General features: G+C 51.3%; 13 protein-coding genes. 11 read left to right on the forward strand and 2 right to left on the reverse strand.

What is annotated here, in order from left to right:
* The first annotated feature begins 80 nt into the window (after positions 1–80).
* From B9Y59_RS03840 to B9Y59_RS03850, 3 genes are read left to right on the forward strand one after another with little or no spacing between them, the layout of a single operon-like run.
* Positions 81–3,467 (forward strand): PD-(D/E)XK nuclease family protein, encoded by a 3,387-nt coding sequence (locus B9Y59_RS03840; RefSeq protein ID WP_158088944.1) that lies wholly within the window; start codon positions 81–83, stop codon positions 3,465–3,467.
* On the forward strand, positions 3,427–6,984 hold the full coding sequence (gene addA, locus B9Y59_RS03845) for a helicase-exonuclease AddAB subunit AddA (protein WP_085531897.1): 3,558 nt from the start codon (positions 3,427–3,429) through the stop codon (positions 6,982–6,984). Before B9Y59_RS03840 ends, addA begins: the two co-directional genes overlap by 41 nt.
* On the forward strand, positions 6,962–7,327 hold the full coding sequence (locus tag B9Y59_RS03850; protein WP_085531899.1) for an ACT domain-containing protein: 366 nt from the start codon (positions 6,962–6,964) through the stop codon (positions 7,325–7,327). Before addA ends, B9Y59_RS03850 begins: the two co-directional genes overlap by 23 nt.
* A gap of 147 nt (positions 7,328–7,474) precedes the next feature.
* Here B9Y59_RS03850 and B9Y59_RS03855 read toward each other — a convergent pair whose 3' ends face one another.
* Both B9Y59_RS03855 and B9Y59_RS03860 read right to left on the reverse strand, forming a co-directional pair.
* Positions 7,475–7,786, reverse strand: coding sequence for a YbjQ family protein (locus B9Y59_RS03855; protein WP_054323673.1), 312 nt, complete (start codon positions 7,784–7,786; stop codon positions 7,475–7,477).
* A complete protein-coding gene (locus B9Y59_RS03860) occupies positions 7,767–7,985 on the reverse strand; it encodes a hypothetical protein (protein ID WP_054323672.1) in 219 nt (72 codons plus the stop codon). Before B9Y59_RS03860 ends, B9Y59_RS03855 begins: the two co-directional genes overlap by 20 nt.
* Positions 7,986–8,270: 285 nt before the next feature.
* Between B9Y59_RS03860 and infC the strand changes: the two genes are divergently transcribed.
* The 8 genes from infC (at position 8,271) to plsX (ending at position 16,179) form a co-directional block, all read left to right on the forward strand.
* Positions 8,271–8,810, forward strand: a complete 540-nt coding sequence (gene infC / locus B9Y59_RS03865) for a translation initiation factor IF-3 (protein WP_198945593.1) — start codon at positions 8,271–8,273, stop codon at positions 8,808–8,810.
* A gap of 23 nt (positions 8,811–8,833) precedes the next feature.
* Positions 8,834–9,031: a 50S ribosomal protein L35 gene (gene rpmI, locus B9Y59_RS03870; protein WP_085531901.1), complete on the forward strand. Its 198-nt coding sequence runs from the start codon at positions 8,834–8,836 to the stop codon at positions 9,029–9,031.
* Positions 9,032–9,087: 56 nt separating this feature from the next.
* Entirely contained in the window at positions 9,088–9,441 is a 354-nt protein-coding gene (rplT, locus tag B9Y59_RS03875; RefSeq protein WP_054323670.1) for a 50S ribosomal protein L20, read from the forward strand.
* Between the two features lie 60 nt (positions 9,442–9,501).
* Positions 9,502–10,296, forward strand: a complete 795-nt coding sequence (locus B9Y59_RS03880) for a TrmH family RNA methyltransferase (protein ID WP_054323669.1) — start codon at positions 9,502–9,504, stop codon at positions 10,294–10,296.
* A 16-nt stretch (positions 10,297–10,312) separates the two neighbouring features.
* Positions 10,313–11,485 carry a DNA-processing protein DprA gene (dprA, locus tag B9Y59_RS03885; RefSeq protein ID WP_085531903.1) on the forward strand — a complete coding sequence of 391 codons (1,173 nt, stop codon included), beginning with the start codon at positions 10,313–10,315 and terminating at the stop codon, positions 11,483–11,485.
* A 195-nt stretch (positions 11,486–11,680) separates the two neighbouring features.
* Entirely contained in the window at positions 11,681–13,786 is a 2,106-nt protein-coding gene (gene topA / locus B9Y59_RS03890) for a type I DNA topoisomerase (RefSeq protein ID WP_054323666.1), read from the forward strand.
* A gap of 11 nt (positions 13,787–13,797) precedes the next feature.
* Positions 13,798–15,105, forward strand: coding sequence for a methylenetetrahydrofolate--tRNA-(uracil(54)-C(5))-methyltransferase (FADH(2)-oxidizing) TrmFO (gene trmFO / locus B9Y59_RS03895; RefSeq protein WP_085531905.1), 1,308 nt, complete (start codon positions 13,798–13,800; stop codon positions 15,103–15,105).
* Between the two features lie 51 nt (positions 15,106–15,156).
* Positions 15,157–16,179, forward strand: coding sequence for a phosphate acyltransferase PlsX (gene plsX / locus B9Y59_RS03900; protein WP_054323665.1), 1,023 nt, complete (start codon positions 15,157–15,159; stop codon positions 16,177–16,179).
* The last annotated feature ends 15 nt before the right edge of the window (positions 16,180–16,194 follow it).

Genomic DNA, 16,194 nt, shown 5'->3' on the forward strand with positions numbered 1-16,194 from the left:
TTCCTTTTTTTATATGCGGAATTATTCTTGCGTAGAAAGAACGTATAATGAATAGGAACGAACGATCGGAGGGGTTCATATTGCTACATTTACTTCTTGGACGTGCAGGAAGTGGAAAGACCACATATCTGCGTAATTTGTTAAAGGAAACACCTGTAACCCGACAGCCGATTTTGCTTGTACCAGAACAGGGGTCCTTCCAGAATGAACGGGCAATGTTGCGCCTTTTGGGACCAAAAGATGCACAACGTGTTTGGGTGCTCAGTTTTTCTCGACTGGCGGATCGGGCGTTTCGCACATATGGAGGTGTGGCGGGCCGGCGTCTGGATGACGGTGGACGCAGTATCTTTATGAGCCTGGCGCTGGAACAAGTGAAGGACCAGTTGGATTTTTACCGGAAAAGTGCAGAGGATACAGAACTGGTTCGCTTGCTTCTGGAAGAAGCAGCAGAATTAAAGATGTGTGGGATTCATCCGAAAGATCTGTCCGATGCGGCGGAGATACCGGCAAGTCCATTGTCCAGTACACTGCGGCAGAAGGCGAAAGAGCTCGCCTTGATCTTCGCGGCATATGATGCCCTGGTAGCGCAAAGTTATGTGGACCCCCTGGATGATCTTACCCGATTAAAGGCCCTGCTGGAAGAGCATGCCTTTTTCAAAAATTGTGTGGTGGCGCTCGATTCTTTTCAGAGCTTTACGGTTCAAGAATATCAAATCCTTGCTTCCATGCTGGAACAGGCGGACGAAGTGTACGTCTCCCTGTGTGTCGATCAGCTGGATGATCCGGAACGGGGGATGGGATTGTTCTCGCTTGTGCGCCATACGGGAAACACGTTGATCCGGATGGCCAAAGAGCGAGGGGTTAAAGTGGCTGCCCCGGAGCTTCTGGAGCCAGGAAAGCGATTCCGGTCAAAAGGGCTTTCTGCTCTGGAAGCGAATGTATTCCGGACGACTCGCCGTGCTTCGTGCCCCGCCTCAGGAGCGGTTCTCTATGAAGCGAAAGACTTGTATGATGAAGCGGAATATGTAGCAGCTACGATTCGCAATTTGGTGATGGAGCGCGGATACCGTTATCGAGACTTTGCAGTCATCGTTCGTACGCCAGAGCAGTATAGGGGAATCCTGGATGTGGCTTTGGAACATCGGAATATCCCATATTTTATGGACAAGCCACAGGCGATAGACGCTGAACCACTGATGCGGTTGGTTCTTTCTGCCTTTCAGGTGGTACGGTCAGGTTTTGCCTCTGGGGATGTATTTACGTTTTTGAAAACCGGCCTGGTGGGACTATCTACAGAGCAAATTTCTGAACTGGAAAACTATACATATCTTTGGAATCTCTCCGGACGAAAGTGGAAAGAAGAATGGACGGATCATCCACAGGGGTTTGCGGAAGAATGGACCGATCATGACCAGCAGCAGTTGGAATCTTTGAATCAGAACCGGAGAACGATCGTAGAACCGCTGCTCCGTTTTTCAAAGCGTGTGGTAGAGGCGGACGGAGAAGGAATGGCTTTGGCGGTGTACCGGCTTTTGTCCGATCTACAGGCTGCCGAACATCTGAAAGCATTGGCGGGTCGGCTTGCTGCAAATGGTAGGACAGAACTCGCGGAACGACAGCTTCGCCTGTGGGACATACTGATGGCGATTCTCGACCAAAGCGCTCTGGTGCTCAAGGAATGTTGCCTACAGTACACGCGGTATGCGGAGTTACTGCGTTTGGTGATCCTAGCGAATGACATTGCGAGCATTCCAGAGGGGTTGGATGAGGTGACCGTTGGCGCAGCGGACCGCATCCGAACAGAAGAACCCAAGGTGGTTTTTCTTTTAGGGGCGACCCAGGGGGATTTTCCCCTTTCTCCCAGTGCGAACTGTGTATTTAGCAACGGAGAACGTCGGGAATTGATTGCCTTGGGGTTGCCGCTGAACGATACCTTAGAGGGGATTGCTGTGCAGGAGCGGTTTTTGGCCTATGCGGCTATGAGTGCAGCTTCTGAACGCCTTTATATCAGCTTCCCGGCTGCTGGAATAGAGGGGGAACCGAAGCACGCATCTCCGATTGTCACAGAATCACTGGCAATTTTGCAGGATTTGCCGGTATATACTCCTTACAGTATTCCTCAGACGTGGATGGCCAATGCAGAACAGCCTGCGTTTGCTTTAGCGGCTCAAAACTGGAACGATAATACGCCGCTCTCCGCTACGATGCGGAAGCTCTTCACCGAACGCCGGGAATACGAGGCGCGTATAGCAGCCTTGGACCGCGCTGCAAAGAAACGGGTGGTTACCTTTGCAGATGAGCGGAAGGCGCAAAAGTTATTTGGCGTAAATATGAATGTTTCAGCAACTCAAATTGAAACGTTCTATCTCTGCCGGTTTCAATATTTTTGCCGGTATGGGTTGCGGGCAAAGGAACGCCGTACCGCCGAGATGGACGCCTTGGAATATGGAAGCTTGATGCACTATCTACTGGAACATCTCTTCCGCGATACAGGTGCTCAAAAGCTCCACGCAATGAAACAGCAAGAACTCAAAGAAGAGATTGGCAGCCTTTTGGAACAGTATCTGGAGACCCGCTTGGGGGGGATGCAGAATAAAACGCCGCGGTTTACCTATCTTTTTGCGCGGTTATCCGAGGCCGCATTGGTGATCGTTGCCCACATTGCAGAGGAACTTTGTCAAAGCCGGTTTGAGCCGGTCGATTTTGAATTGCCGATCGGCGGCGATGGAATCCCTCCGCTGGCGATTCCTCTGTCGGATGGAGGAATGGTATCTATCAATGGAAAAGTGGACCGGGTGGATCTGTTTGATCGGGACGGCGTACAGTATCTGCGTGTGGTGGACTATAAAACTGGAAAGAAAGAGTTCAAACTGTCCGATGTGATCTATGGCGTCAACATGCAGATGCTGATTTATCTGGCTACTCTCAGTGAAAATGCAGAAGCACGTTATGGTGGCAAACTTGCACCTGCGGGAATCCTTTATGTCCCAGCTTCCCGGCCGAACCTTTCTGCCGCGCGCGATGTTTCTAAAGAAAAAATCCAGAGGGAAGAAGCCAAAAAGCTACGCATGAACGGCTTGCTGATCGATGACCCAGACATCTTGACCGCGATGGAGCCCGATGCTGCTGGGACCTATATCCCGGTAGTCCTGAAAAATGGCGTGCCTGCGAGGCGGGATAGCGTGGTATCCCCGCGGGAAATGAATGCCATTCTGCGCCGGGTGCGGGACTTAGCAGCTTCTATGGCGGAAGAACTTCACCGCGGCCATTTGGCAGCTGTGCCCCTCAAGGGGGATACGGACGCCTGCAACTGGTGTCCCTATTTTGCGGTTTGTTGCAGGGAACAGGAGGATACAGCAAGACAGATGAACAAATGGGATCGCGATGCTGTGATCGCAGAATTGACGGAGAGGGAGGAAGAACCGGATGGGCCGAAATTGGACCCCCAGCCAGCGGGACGCCATTGAGGCGCGCGGCGGAACCCTATTGGTTTCTGCTGCTGCTGGTTCGGGGAAAACCGCTGTTTTGGTGCAGCGCGTGATGGAGCGGTTGACGGATGAGCAGCATCCCACGGATGCAGACCGCCTTTTGGTGGTTACCTTTACAAAGGCGGCAGCGGCCGAAATGCGCGACCGTATAGCTGCACAAATTTCCCGTCTGTTGGAAGAGGACCCATATAATGTTCGCCTACAGCGCCAACAGATTTTATTGGCGCGGGCACAGATCAGCACCATACACAGTTTTTGCAGCGAACTGGTGCGAGAAAACTTTTATAAGCTCGATGTATCGCCGGATTTCCGCATCTTAGACGATGCGGAAATGACGTTGCTGCGGCACGATGCGATCACTCAGGTGTTGGACGAATATTATGCGTTGGGAGACGCGCTATTCTTTCAGTTAGTGGATGCTTTTTCTGCTGGACGCGATGATGTACAGCTCGTATCGACTGTGGAAACACTCTATGAATTTGTTCGTTCGCATCCGTTTCCAGAGCGCTGGTTGCGTGAGAAAGCCGCGCTTTACCGGGAGGAACTCCCTGCCTCTCAGACGGTTTGGGGGGAAACCGCTCTGCATTATGCGCAGGATGCCATAACATATGCGGTCGCGTTGACGCAAAATGCGTTGTCTTTGATGGAACAGGAGGCGGCCATCCAGAAAGCCTATCACGATGCATATGCTTCGGATTTGGCCGGATTGCTTGCATTGCAGACGTACGTACAAGAGAAGGATTGGAACGGACTTGCTTTTGCATGCCGGAATTTTTCTTATGAGAAGCTGAAACCTTTGCGTGGCTATGGAGATGACCCGCTCAAAAATAAGTTGACCGCATCCCGCAAAGAAGTCAAAGCGACCATAGAAAAACTGACGGGGTTATTCCATGAGAGTGAAGAGGAATGTGCAGAGGACATCGCACAATTGGCTCCATTGGTAGCCAAACTGTTTGAAGTGACTCTTCGTTTTGGGGAAACGCTTGACCGGATGAAGCAGGAGCGCCGTGCAGCCGACTTTGGGGATTTGGAGCATTGGGCGCTGAAGCTTTTGGTCCGCGATACGCCGGAAGGTATGGTCCGTACTTCGGATGCCGAGGAGTTGGCTGCCCGCTTCGATGAGATCATGGTGGACGAGTACCAAGATACCAACGAAGCACAGGATATGATTTTTCGCGCAGTTTCCCGGGAGGAATCCAATCTCTTTTTTGTAGGCGATGTTAAGCAGAGCATTTACAGTTTCCGGCAAGCCATGCCGCAGATTTTTCTGCGCCGCCGGGCTGCTTACCCGCCCTATGACCGAACATTGGACGCCTATCCGGCAAGCATTGCTCTGGATCGGAATTTCCGGAGCCGGGCAGGGGTCACAGGCGCAGTCAATTTTGTTTTTCGCCAACTGATGAGCGCCCAAACAGGCGACCTTGATTATGGAGAAGGGGAAGAGTTAGTTCCCGGTGCAGCGTATCCACCTTCCTCTGGGGCGGATACAGAATTGACGGTCCTCGACCTCTCCAAAGGGGACGAAGAGGAGATGGTGCGCGCAGAGAGCCGTTATATTGCACAACGGATTCATCGGATGTTGGCGGAAGGCTTGCAGGTCACAGAGGACGGCGTTCAACGTCCGGCAGGGTATCACGATTTTTGTATCCTGCTGCGCAGTGCAAACCGCTATGCCAAAGAATACGCCAAGGAATTGCAGCGATTGGGGATTCCCGCTTGGGCGGATACCGGCGGGGGATTCTTTGCTGCTCCAGAGGTGGCCGTAGCGGTGTCGTTGTTGCGCGTCATCGACAATCCCATTCAGGATATTCCACTTTTGGCGGTACTGATGAGCCCTATCTATGGATTCACTCCGGATGATCTGGCGGATATTCGTGCGAAGGAGCGAAAAGAACCGCTCTACGTTGCCCTGGTACGGGCGTCTCAGGACGGGAATGGGCGTGCGGAGCAAGTTCTGCGGGATATTGAAGAATATCGCACGTTGGCCGCAACACTGCCTTCGGACCGTTTGATTCATCTTGTTTACGAAAAGAGCGGATATCCCGATCTGGTACAGGCGATGCCCAATGGGACGCTTCGATTGGCGAATGTACGCCTACTGATGGAATACGCAAAAAAATATGAGCGTTCTGGCTTCAATGGTCTGTCCGGTTTTGTGCGTATGCTGGATCGCTTGGAGCAGCAAGATGCAGACCTCGCCTCGGCGTCCTCTGTGAGTGGAGCCGAAGTCGTACAGATTATGAGCATTCATCGAAGCAAAGGTCTGGAATTTCCCGTGTGTATTTTGGCTGGATGTTCTCGCCGTTTCAATAAGGAGCGCGGCGATGTATTGCTGCATCCGGAATTGGGGTTGGGGGTAAAACTGAGGGACTCGGAAACCGGTGCACGGATGACCACGCTTCCGCGGGAAGCAGCTGCTTTGGAGATCGACCGCGGAGAGATGAGCGAGGAGTTGCGCGTATTGTATGTGGCAATGACACGCGCAAAAGAAAAGCTTCTTCTGTTGACTACGGTCAAGGATGCAGAAAAGACACTGGGAAAGTTGGCCTCCCGTTTGACGGAAGAACCGAGGCTACAGCCCTATGTGGTGCGCAGTGCTTCCTGCATTTCCGACTGGCTGCTCCTATGTGCGATGCGCCATCCGGACGGAGGAGCATTGCGCGAGATGGCTGCCGCTTTGCCGGGGATTACATTGCCCTGCGATACTCCATGGAAAATCGGTGTGGTTTATCCGGAAGTACAGGAAGAATCTTTGCCCATTGAGAAGGAAGGGCAAGCGCTTCCGGATATAACCCTTCAGAAAGATTTGGAACAGAAACTAAACTATGTTTATCCATACGATGGATTGCGCGGTGTGCCAACCAAGGTGGCTGCCAGCGATTTGGCGGCAGAACCGTTTTCCTTTCAATATGCTGCTACGGCACGGCCAGCCTTTTTAAGCGAGCAGGGGTTGACTCCCGCAGAGCGCGGGACAGCCTTGCATCATTTTATGCAGTTCTGCGACTTTGCGGTGGCGCGTGTTGATCCTGCACAAGAGAAGGACCGTTTGGTAAAGCAGGGATTCCTTTCTCGGGAAGAGGGGGAGGCTGTAGAGATCAGACGTGTACAAGCATTTTTTGCTTCCTCTTTGGCACAGAGAATGTTCCAAGCAGACCAGATTCTGCGGGAATACCGATTTACAGTGGAAATTACTGCGGGCGAGGTACAGCCCGGGTTGCCCCAAGCGCTCGCAAATGAAGCGGTTGTAATGCAGGGGGCAGTGGACTGTGCTTTTGAGGAGGACGGCAAATGGGTGGTCGTAGACTTTAAGACCGACCATGCCAAGGATGAAGAAGCCCTTTGGAAGCGATATGCGGCCCAGCTCGCCCTGTACCGCCGGGCACTTGTGGCTTGCACCGGCATTCCGGTCAAGGAATGCCTGCTGTACTCGTTCTTCTTAAACCGGGAGATTCGTGGAAAGGAGTTGCCTGAATATGCAATTAAAGCTTTTGAATGAGGAGTTTGCCGTCTGTAAACTTGCTCGTGCGGAACAAGTTCCGTGGGAGGCCCAATTTGTGTTTGTGGGAAAGACAGATGAAGAACTGTCGCTAGTCTGTCCAGTAGAGTCGGTCCCAATGGAGTGCCTCCAACAGGAGAGGGGATGGCGGTGTTTCCGCGTGGAAGGCCCCTTGAATTTTACACTGGTTGGCATCCTTTCAAAGATAACCGGGGTGTTGGCGGAAAGACAAATCCCGGTGTTTGCCGTATCGACATTTGATACGGATTATCTCTTGGTGCGTACCGGCCACCTCTGCCAAGCCAGGAAAGCGTTGGAATTGGCGGGATATACCTTTGTTTAACAGGATGTTTTTTCGTACGTGACCAGCATTTTCTACATTTCTACAAAAGTGGTTTGACCGTATGGATGCAGGGAATATCGGAAAAATGAAAAACGGGGAGACAGCGTGTAGCTATCTCCCCGTTGGCGCACGAGTGCGTAAGACCTATTATTTAAACTTTACGGCTGTACCGTATGCGATGACCTCAGCAGCGCCCTGCATGACAGCTGCTGAAGCATAGCGGATATTGATGACCGCGTCCGCTCCCAATTGCTCTGCTTCTTCCACCATACGTTTCGTGGCCAGTGCGCGGGCTTCATTCATCATATCCGTATAGGCTTTTAGTTCGCCGCCGATGATGGTTTTAAAACTCTGCGTGATGTCGCGTCCGATGTTCTTTGACTGGATGGTACTTCCTTTTACAAGACTAAGCATCTCCAGTTCTTTGCCCGTGATATAATCAGTATTTACTAAGATCATTTTCTTCACCGCTCCTTATTTCTTTGATTCGTTGAACCAACACATATACCGATACGCCGATCCATGCAGCGGACACGAGGATTCCGATTCCCTTCCAAAACCAAGGGATAGGCAGTAGGGCACAACCAATCAACCAGACTGCAAACCAGGCGACTAAAAGGACAGTAATCAGAATCGGTGCCAGCATCTTTTTCCACATGGCGCTCATCCCTTTCGCGCTCATAGTAGTACAGGGAACCGATAAAATAGTTTTAATAAAGAATATTACACAATTTTTATCTTCTACCCAAATGGATGAAATAATCCTTGACAAATGAAGGATGGAATGATAAAGTTAATAGGTAAAAACAAAGCGGGGCATTGCCCACACCTGTGTGGTTCCGTCCGTCATGGGTCAATACGTACACAGAAGCGGTTTGTAACTGTGGTATTGATGCGCGAGCGGAGGAATTCTGCCCGCGTTTTTTGTTGAATTGCAGATAACGTGATTTGGAGGTGCTTAACCATTAGCAACAAGGAACTACAGATTAACGAAGAAATTCGTGACAGAGAAGTGCGTGTCATCGGTTCGGATGGCAACCAGCTTGGGGTGATGCCCACTGCAAAGGCGCTGGAGATGGCGTTCGGACAAAATTTGGACCTTGTAAAAATTGCACCGCAGGCAACGCCCCCGGTATGCAAGATTATCGATTACGGAAAGTACCGGTTTGAACAGACGAAACGTGAGAAGGAAGCCAGAAAGAACCAGCGTGTCGTCGAGATCAAGGAAATCCGCCTGTCCCTCAATATCGACACCCACGACTTTGAGACGAAGGTTGGCCATGCCACCCGATTCTTGAAGGAAGGCAATAAGGTCAAGGTTTCCATCCGCTTCCGCGGCCGTGAGATGGGGCATCCCGAGCAGGGCCACGAGATTATGCGGCGGTTTGCAGAGGCGCTCAGCGAGATTGCCAATGTGGAGAAACCGTCGAAGCTGGAAGGACGCAACATGCTGATGTTCCTTGCATCCAAACCCGCTAAATAATCATTTTTAAGGAGGAGCATACCATGCCCAAGATTAAAACACACAGCGGCGCGAAAAAGCGCTTCAAGCTTTCTAAGAACGGAAAGGTCATCCGCGCCCACGCCAATAAATCTCACATTTTGAACAAGAAGACCACCAAGCGTAAGAGAGGCCTGCGTCAGACCACTGTGGCGGATAAGACGAATGTACGCCAGGTGAAGCGCCTGGTGCCTTATAAATAAGCACAGGCAACGCTTCGTTTTTCACAAAATTATAACCATTACTGGAGGTATATAAAATGGCACGTGTAAAAGGCGCGTTGATGACACGCAAAAGAAGAAAAAAGACTTTGAAGCTCGCAAAGGGCTACTTTGGTGCAAAGAGCAAGCACTTTAAAATGGCCAAACAGGCCGTTATGAAATCCGGCAACTATGCATACATCGGCCGCAAGCAGAGAAAGAGAGATTTTCGCCGCCTGTGGATCACCCGCATCTCCGCCGCCTGCCGCATGAACGATATCAGCTATTCGGTGTTCATGAACGGGCTGAAGAAGGCAAACATCGCCCTCAACCGCAAGATGCTCGCTGAAATCGCTGTGAGCGACGAGGCCGCATTCAAGGCGCTGGTCGAGAAGGCAAAAGCAGCAAGATAAAAAAGCTGGAATTGCGCCCGGAACAGAAACCGGGCGCAACTTTTCGTTATAGGTGAATTTATGCTGGATGTGATTACAAGCCGAAAAAATGAATGGGTGCGCTATGCCGCAAAGCTTGCCTCCTCCGCGGAATTTCGCCGGAGCGAGGGCCTTTTTATACTAGAGGGCGCTCGTCTGTGCGCCGATGCGGCGGACAGCGGCATAGTGATTCAAACACTGTTTTACACAGAGCAGGCGGCACAGCGTTATAAGCCTTATCTTGAGCGGATCATGCCCCTTGCGGCACACCGCTGTTTCATTGCCCCGCATGTGGCAGAGCTGTTAGCAGAGACAAAGACGACGCAGGGAATTTTTTGCGTGTGCCAAAAACGGCCGGGGACCGTAGGGCTGGAAGATCTTCCAGCAAAAGGCCATCTGTTGGCTGTGGAGAATCTGCAGGACCCGGGCAATATGGGGGCGGTATTGCGTACGGCGGAGGCCTTGGGTTTAGCCGGTGTGTTATTGGCAGGGACTTGTTGCGACGTATACAGCCCAAAGGTATTGCGTGCCAGTATGGGAGCGGTGTTTCGTCTGCCCTTTCGCTTCGTGGAAAGTTTGGCAGGTGCGGCGCCGGTTCTTCGGAACCGCGGATTCGCATTATATACTGCGGTGCCGGATCGCACAGCAAAGCCAGTAACCGAGCTTTCCTTTGAAAAGCCTGTTATCATCGCTGTGGGCAATGAGGGGAACGGACTGGATGCAGATACTGTGGCGGCCTGGGACCAAGCTGTGACGATTCCCATGCGAGGGCGTGCGGAGTCGCTCAATGCAGCGGCTTCTGCGGCGATTCTGATGTGGGAAATGATGCGAATTTGAAAGGAGAAAGGACAGGATGGCTATCGACCAGCGTGCCTATTGGGTTTGGTTGCAGCATGCCTTACAAGCGGGCAGCAGTAAGACGCGCCACATCCTGGAATCCTTTGAGAATTTGGAGGCATTTTATCGTGCGGGGTTACGGGAATGGAGCTTAATGGGAATTTTTACCCAGCGTGAATTGGCTGCGTTGCGGACCTACACGTTACAAGATGCGTTGGCGCAGATCGACCTTTGCCAGAAGTTGGGGCAGCATATTTTGACGCCAGAAGACCGGGACTATCCCTTTTTGCTCCGGCAAATCCACAACCCGCCAGCTGTTTTATATGTACAGGGAAGGCTTCCAGATTTTTTGGAATTTCCGTCCGTTTCCATTGTGGGAACACGTAAGGCGACGCTGGTAGGAAAGCGTGTTGCCCATAGTTTGGGATATGGACTGGCCAAAGGCGGCGCAATTGTTGTCAGTGGCGGCGCGTTGGGCATTGATACAGCAGCACATAAAGGCGCGCTTCTCGCAGGAGGGAAAACCGTTTGTGTCCTCGGATGCGGCATTTCCCATCCGTATTTATTGGCCAATGCCGATCTCCGCGATTCGATTGCGCAAAATGGTGCGCTGCTTTCGGAATATCCTCCTCATACGCCCGCTCTACGCAACCATTTTCCGGTGCGCAACCGCTTAATTTCTGGGCTTACTTTAGGGACAGTGGTAGTGGAAGCCACAGAAAAAAGCGGCTCACTGATTACCGCAAACGAAGCCATCCATCAAAACCGCGATGTTTTTGCCGTGCCCGGCTTGGTGGGGAGCCGTGCTTCTCAGGGGCCGAACAACCTTTTGCGCGAAGGAATGCGGGCAGTCAGCTGTGCGAATGATATTTTGCAGGAATATCTTTTCCGATTTCCAGGAAAAATCCACTTGGAGGAATCGACGGAAAGTGTTATGCTGATAGAGACCGCTCAAAAAGAACAGAAGACGGTGCAAGGGAATACGGAAGACAGAGAAGAACCCGCCGGGCTTTCCCCTTATGCAGCGGCGTTGTTTCGTGTGCTCACCTGTGAGCCGCGTCCTTTTTTGGAGTTATGCCAGGAAGCTGACATCCCCACAGTTTGTGCGCTGCCAGCTGTCACAGAATTAGAGCTTGCGGGGATCATTCAAGGGTATTCCGGAAGGCGATATTCCTTAAAAGAATCTTAGGCTTTATGAAAGCCTGCCCAATGGGTGTTTATGGAAAGGGCAGGTTTTCACAAAGTCTAAAAGACTTTGCATTTTTTAGAGATCAACATTGTTTTATGTGACATAGATATATAGGAAGGTTGTTGTGCGGGGAAATGGAGCGCCCGCAATGGTATGGCCTGAGCGCTATACGACATGAAAGAGGTGTATGGATAGATGTCGAAATTGGTGATTGTGGAATCGCCGGCAAAAGCGAAGACGATTAAGAAATATTTAGGTCCCGGGTATGATGTGATAGCGTCTATGGGACATGTGCGCGATTTACCGGAAAACCGGTTGAGCGTTGATATTAAAAAAGATTTTAAACCGAAGTATGAAGTGATTAAGGGCAAGGAAAAGCTGGTAGACGAATTAAAGGAAAAAGCGGAGAAAAGCGACTACGTGTTTCTGGCGACTGACCCGGACCGTGAGGGGGAGGCAATTTCTTGGCATTTGGCCTATCTGCTCGATTTAAAGACAGAGGACGAAAACCGTGTGACATTCAATGAGATTACAAAGACGGGTGTCACCAATGGGATGGAGCATCCCCGCAGCATCGATATGGATTTGGTCAATGCACAACAGGCGCGGCGCATTTTGGACCGGCTTGTAGGCTATAAACTCAGCCCATTTCTTTCCCAAAAGATTCGACGGGGCCTCTCTGGGGGGCGCGTACAGTCCGTGGCGGTCCGGCTGGTAGTGGACCGCGAGGAGGAGATCCGTAAATTTGTTCCAAAAGAGTATTGGACCATTGATGCGAAGATGATTCCCAAAGGTTCCCGTAAGGCTTTCCCTGCGACATTCTACGGCGATGAAAATGGAAAGATCGAGATTGAAAATAAAGAGCAGGCGGACCGTATTCTCGCAGAACTGGAAGGAGCGGACTATAAAATTTCCAAACTCAAAAAGGGAACGCGCCGCAAATCTCCGGCGCCGCCGTTTATCACCTCTACGTTGCAGCAAGAGGCTTCCCGCCGCCTGGGTTTTCAGGCCCGCCGCACCATGAAGGCTGCGCAGGAACTCTACGAAGGTGTAGAAATCGAAGGAATGGGAGCGGTCGGTTTGATTACCTATATGAGAACCGACTCTCTGCGTTTGTCGGAGGATGCGCTCAAGGATGCTGCCGACTATATTTTGGAGCGATGGGGGAAGAAGTATCTGCCGGATACGCCGCGCCATTTTAAAACAAAAAAGAATGCGCAGGATGGGCATGAAGCCATTCGTCCGACAATGCCGAGTCTTTCTCCGGATCAGGTAAAGGAAAGTTTGAGTTCCGATCAATATAAGCTCTATAAACTGATCTGGGAGCGTTTCATTGCGTGCCAGATGGCCAACTGTTTGCAGAGTACGACCCAGGCAGAGATTTCTGCGAAAAACTATATCTTCAAGGCGTCTGGATATACCGTCACATTTGATGGCTTTACAGTCCTTTATGAAGAGAAAAAGGACGAAGACTCTGAGGACAGCGGCGCTTTGCCGCCTCTGGAAAAGGATATGCCTTTGCGTTGTAAGGAAATCGCTGGAAACCAGCATTTTACCCAACCGCCGGCCCGGTATACAGAGGCGTCGCTGATTAAGGCACTGGAGGAAAATGGCATTGGCCGCCCATCCACCTATGCGACGACGATCTCGACGATCACAGGGCGGGAATATGTGATTCGGGATGGAAAGGCGCTCAAACCCACCGAATTGGGCGAGGTCATTACCAAGCTGATGAAAGAGCGTTTTCCGAAAATCGTGAATGTCAAATTTACCGCCCAGGTGGAAGAAGAACTGGATGAAGTTCAAAGCGGAAAAATCAATTGGGTTGAGACCCTGCATGATTTTTATGGGGACTTTGAAAAGACGTTAAAAAAAGCCAAGGAAGAGATGCAGGGTGTCAAGATCCAGTTGAAAGAGGATGAAACCGATATTATTTGCGAGAAGTGCGGCCGTAAAATGGTGGTCAAGATGGGGCGTTACGGAAAATTTATCGCCTGTCCAGGATACCCGGAATGCAAAAATGTCAAGAAGTTGGTGCAGGAGACAGGAGCGGAATGCCCAAAATGTGGCGGTAAGGTGATTGTGAAGAAATCCAAAAAGGGCCGTATCTTCTATGGATGTGCAGAATATCCCAATTGTGATTTTATCTCTTGGGATGAACCGAGTATGGAAAAATGCCCCCGTTGTGGAAAAACGCTGTTAAAGAAAAAAGGCAAGCATCCCAAGTATTACTGTATTACTCCCGACTGTGGCTATGAGCGGGTGGAACATCCGGATGAGGAAAATAAAGACGAGGCTTAAAGGAGACATCGATGAAAATACGAGTGATCGGCGCTGGGCTGGCTGGTTGTGAAGCTGCGTGGCAGGTAGCCCGTGCAGGAGTGGAAGTGGAACTCTGGGAGATGAAGCCGCAAAAGTACTCCCCAGCGCACCACAGTCCTGGCTTCGCGGAATTGATCTGCTCGAATTCGTTGAAGGCAGAACGTGTGGACAGTGCAGCTGGCCTTCTCAAAGAGGAGATGCGGCGTCTGGATTCCCTTTTGATGCAATGCGCAGATCTCTGCCGTGTGCCGGCAGGCGGAGCGCTTGCCGTTGACCGGCATGCGTTTTCTGCGGCAGTGACCAAAGCGATACGGGGGAATCCGCTGATACAAATTTGTAATGAAGAGGTCACCGAGCTACCAACCGATGGCATTCATGTGGTCGCCACAGGGCCGTTGACGTCCGACGCGTTGGCGGGGCAAATCGCCGCCCTCTGTGGAGGATGTCTGAGTTTTTTTGATGCGGCAGCCCCTATCGTCACTGCCGAAAGCTTGGGCCTGGATCGGATTTTTGCCGCCTCACGCTATGGTAAGGGGGAGGACGATGCCTATTTAAATTGTCCGATGAATAAAGAGGAATACGAGCGTTTCTACGAGGCGTTGGTTCATGCGGAGCGGGCGCCAATCCATGACTTTGATGTGGCAGACCCAAAGGTTTACGAAGGATGTATGCCCATTGAAGTGATGGCACAGCGCGGACCGGATACCATTCGTTTTGGCCCGCTCAAGCCGGTCGGACTTCGCGATCCGGCCACAGGACACAGGCCTTGGGCGGTGGTGCAACTGCGGCGCGAGGATCGAGAGGGGACTCTTTACAATTTGGTCGGTTTTCAAACGAACCTCAAATTTGGCGAACAAAAACGGGTGTTTGGCCTGATTCCTGGCTTGGAACAGGCTGAATTTGTGCGCTATGGCGTGATGCACCGCAACACGTTTCTCAATTCCCCAATGGTATTGAACAGCGATTTTAGCCTGCGGTCCCACCCGAATCTATTCTTTGCGGGACAGATCACCGGTGTGGAAGGCTATATGGAGTCCGCTGCAAGCGGAATAATGGCTGGACGAAATGCGGTGCGTAGGCTACAGGGAAAGCATACGATCACGCTTCCACCTGAAACGATGATCGGTGCGTTGAGCCGTTATGTACAAGATGGAGGGGACAGCGACTTTCAACCCATGGGGGCTAACTTTGGCGTGATTCCCCCGATCGTTCCACATATTCGGGACAAGCGTTCCCGTTATGCCGCATTCTCAGAGCGTTCGTTACAAAGCTTAGATGCGTTTCTAAAACATATATAGAAAATTAGTAAAACAAAGTAATAGCCGCGACTGCGGCAGGAGGTAATCGCAATGAAGATTATAGTGGATGCTTTCGGCGGCGACAATGCGCCCTTGGAAATTTTGAAGGGTTGTGCGGAAGCTGTAAACGAGCTGGATATCGACATCCTGCTCACTGGTAGCGAAGCGGAGATCCGCCGTGTGGCGAACGAGAACAACATTTCGCTGAACCGCATGGAGATTGCAGATACCCCAGATGTGATTACCATGGAGGATCATGCGGGCGACATTCTGAAGGAAAAATCCAATAGTTCCATGGCTTTGGGATTGAAGCTTCTTGCAGAGGGCAAGGGCGACGGTTTTCTCTCGGGCGGCAACTCAGGAGCCCTTGTGGTCGGTACAACCATGATTGTCAAGCGTATTAAGAACATCAAGCGAGTGGCTTTTGCGCCAGTTTTGCCGAAGGAAAAGGGATTTTTCATGTTGATTGACAGCGGGGCCAATGTCGATTGTAAGCCGGAGATGTTGCGTCAATTCGGTGTGATGGGTTCAATTTACATGAACAAGGTAATGAACGTCTCCAATCCGCGTGTGGGCTTGGCTAATATCGGTACGGAGGAACATAAGGGCGGCGATTTGCAGCATGAGGCCTATGCGTTGTTGAAGAGTTCCGGGTTGAACTTTGTTGGAAATATTGAAGCGCGCGAGGTACCGCGCGATGCCGCCGATGTGGTTGTGACGGATGGTTTTACCGGCAACATGCTGCTCAAGATGTATGAGGGTGTGACCACGGTCATGATGCAGTTGTTCAAGGGAATTTTCTTCAAGAATTGGAAAAATAAGCTGGCGGCCTCCGTGCTTTTAGGGGATATTAAAGATCTCAAAAAGACGATGGACTATAACGAATACGGCGGGGCGCCGATCATGGGAGCAGCAAAGCCGGTGTTCAAGACCCACGGAAGTGCTAAGGCAAAGACCGTGAAAAATGCACTTCGTTTGACAAAGTCCTATATCGCTGGAAATGTTGTGGATGAAATCGCCGCTGCCGTGGCAGCCTATAAGGAGAGCCAGACGAAGGAGAATCAGGCGGACTAATTGGCAGGAGGCCGA

Origin of the sequence: Anaeromassilibacillus sp. Marseille-P3371, from assembly GCF_900169665.1 — a bacterium.
GTDB lineage: Bacteria > Bacillota > Clostridia > Oscillospirales > Acutalibacteraceae > Anaeromassilibacillus.

Excerpts from the sequence above, each read along its gene's own strand:
- dprA (WP_085531903.1), top strand. The coding sequence starts at position 10,313 with ATGGCTATCGACCAGCGTGCCTATTGGGTTTGGTTGCAGCATGCCTTA.
- B9Y59_RS03855 (WP_054323673.1), bottom strand. The coding sequence starts at position 7,786 with ATGATCTTAGTAAATACTGATTATATCACGGGCAAAGAACTGGAGATG.
- trmFO (WP_085531905.1), top strand. The coding sequence starts at position 13,798 with ATGAAAATACGAGTGATCGGCGCTGGGCTGGCTGGTTGTGAAGCTGCG.
- addA (WP_085531897.1), top strand. The coding sequence starts at position 3,427 with ATGGGCCGAAATTGGACCCCCAGCCAGCGGGACGCCATTGAGGCGCGC.
- rpmI (WP_085531901.1), top strand. The coding sequence starts at position 8,834 with ATGCCCAAGATTAAAACACACAGCGGCGCGAAAAAGCGCTTCAAGCTT.
- B9Y59_RS03880 (WP_054323669.1), top strand. The coding sequence starts at position 9,502 with ATGCTGGATGTGATTACAAGCCGAAAAAATGAATGGGTGCGCTATGCC.
- plsX (WP_054323665.1), top strand. The coding sequence starts at position 15,157 with ATGAAGATTATAGTGGATGCTTTCGGCGGCGACAATGCGCCCTTGGAA.
- topA (WP_054323666.1), top strand. The coding sequence starts at position 11,681 with ATGTCGAAATTGGTGATTGTGGAATCGCCGGCAAAAGCGAAGACGATT.
- rplT (WP_054323670.1), top strand. The coding sequence starts at position 9,088 with ATGGCACGTGTAAAAGGCGCGTTGATGACACGCAAAAGAAGAAAAAAG.
- B9Y59_RS03860 (WP_054323672.1), bottom strand. The coding sequence starts at position 7,985 with ATGTGGAAAAAGATGCTGGCACCGATTCTGATTACTGTCCTTTTAGTC.
- B9Y59_RS03850 (WP_085531899.1), top strand. The coding sequence starts at position 6,962 with ATGCAATTAAAGCTTTTGAATGAGGAGTTTGCCGTCTGTAAACTTGCT.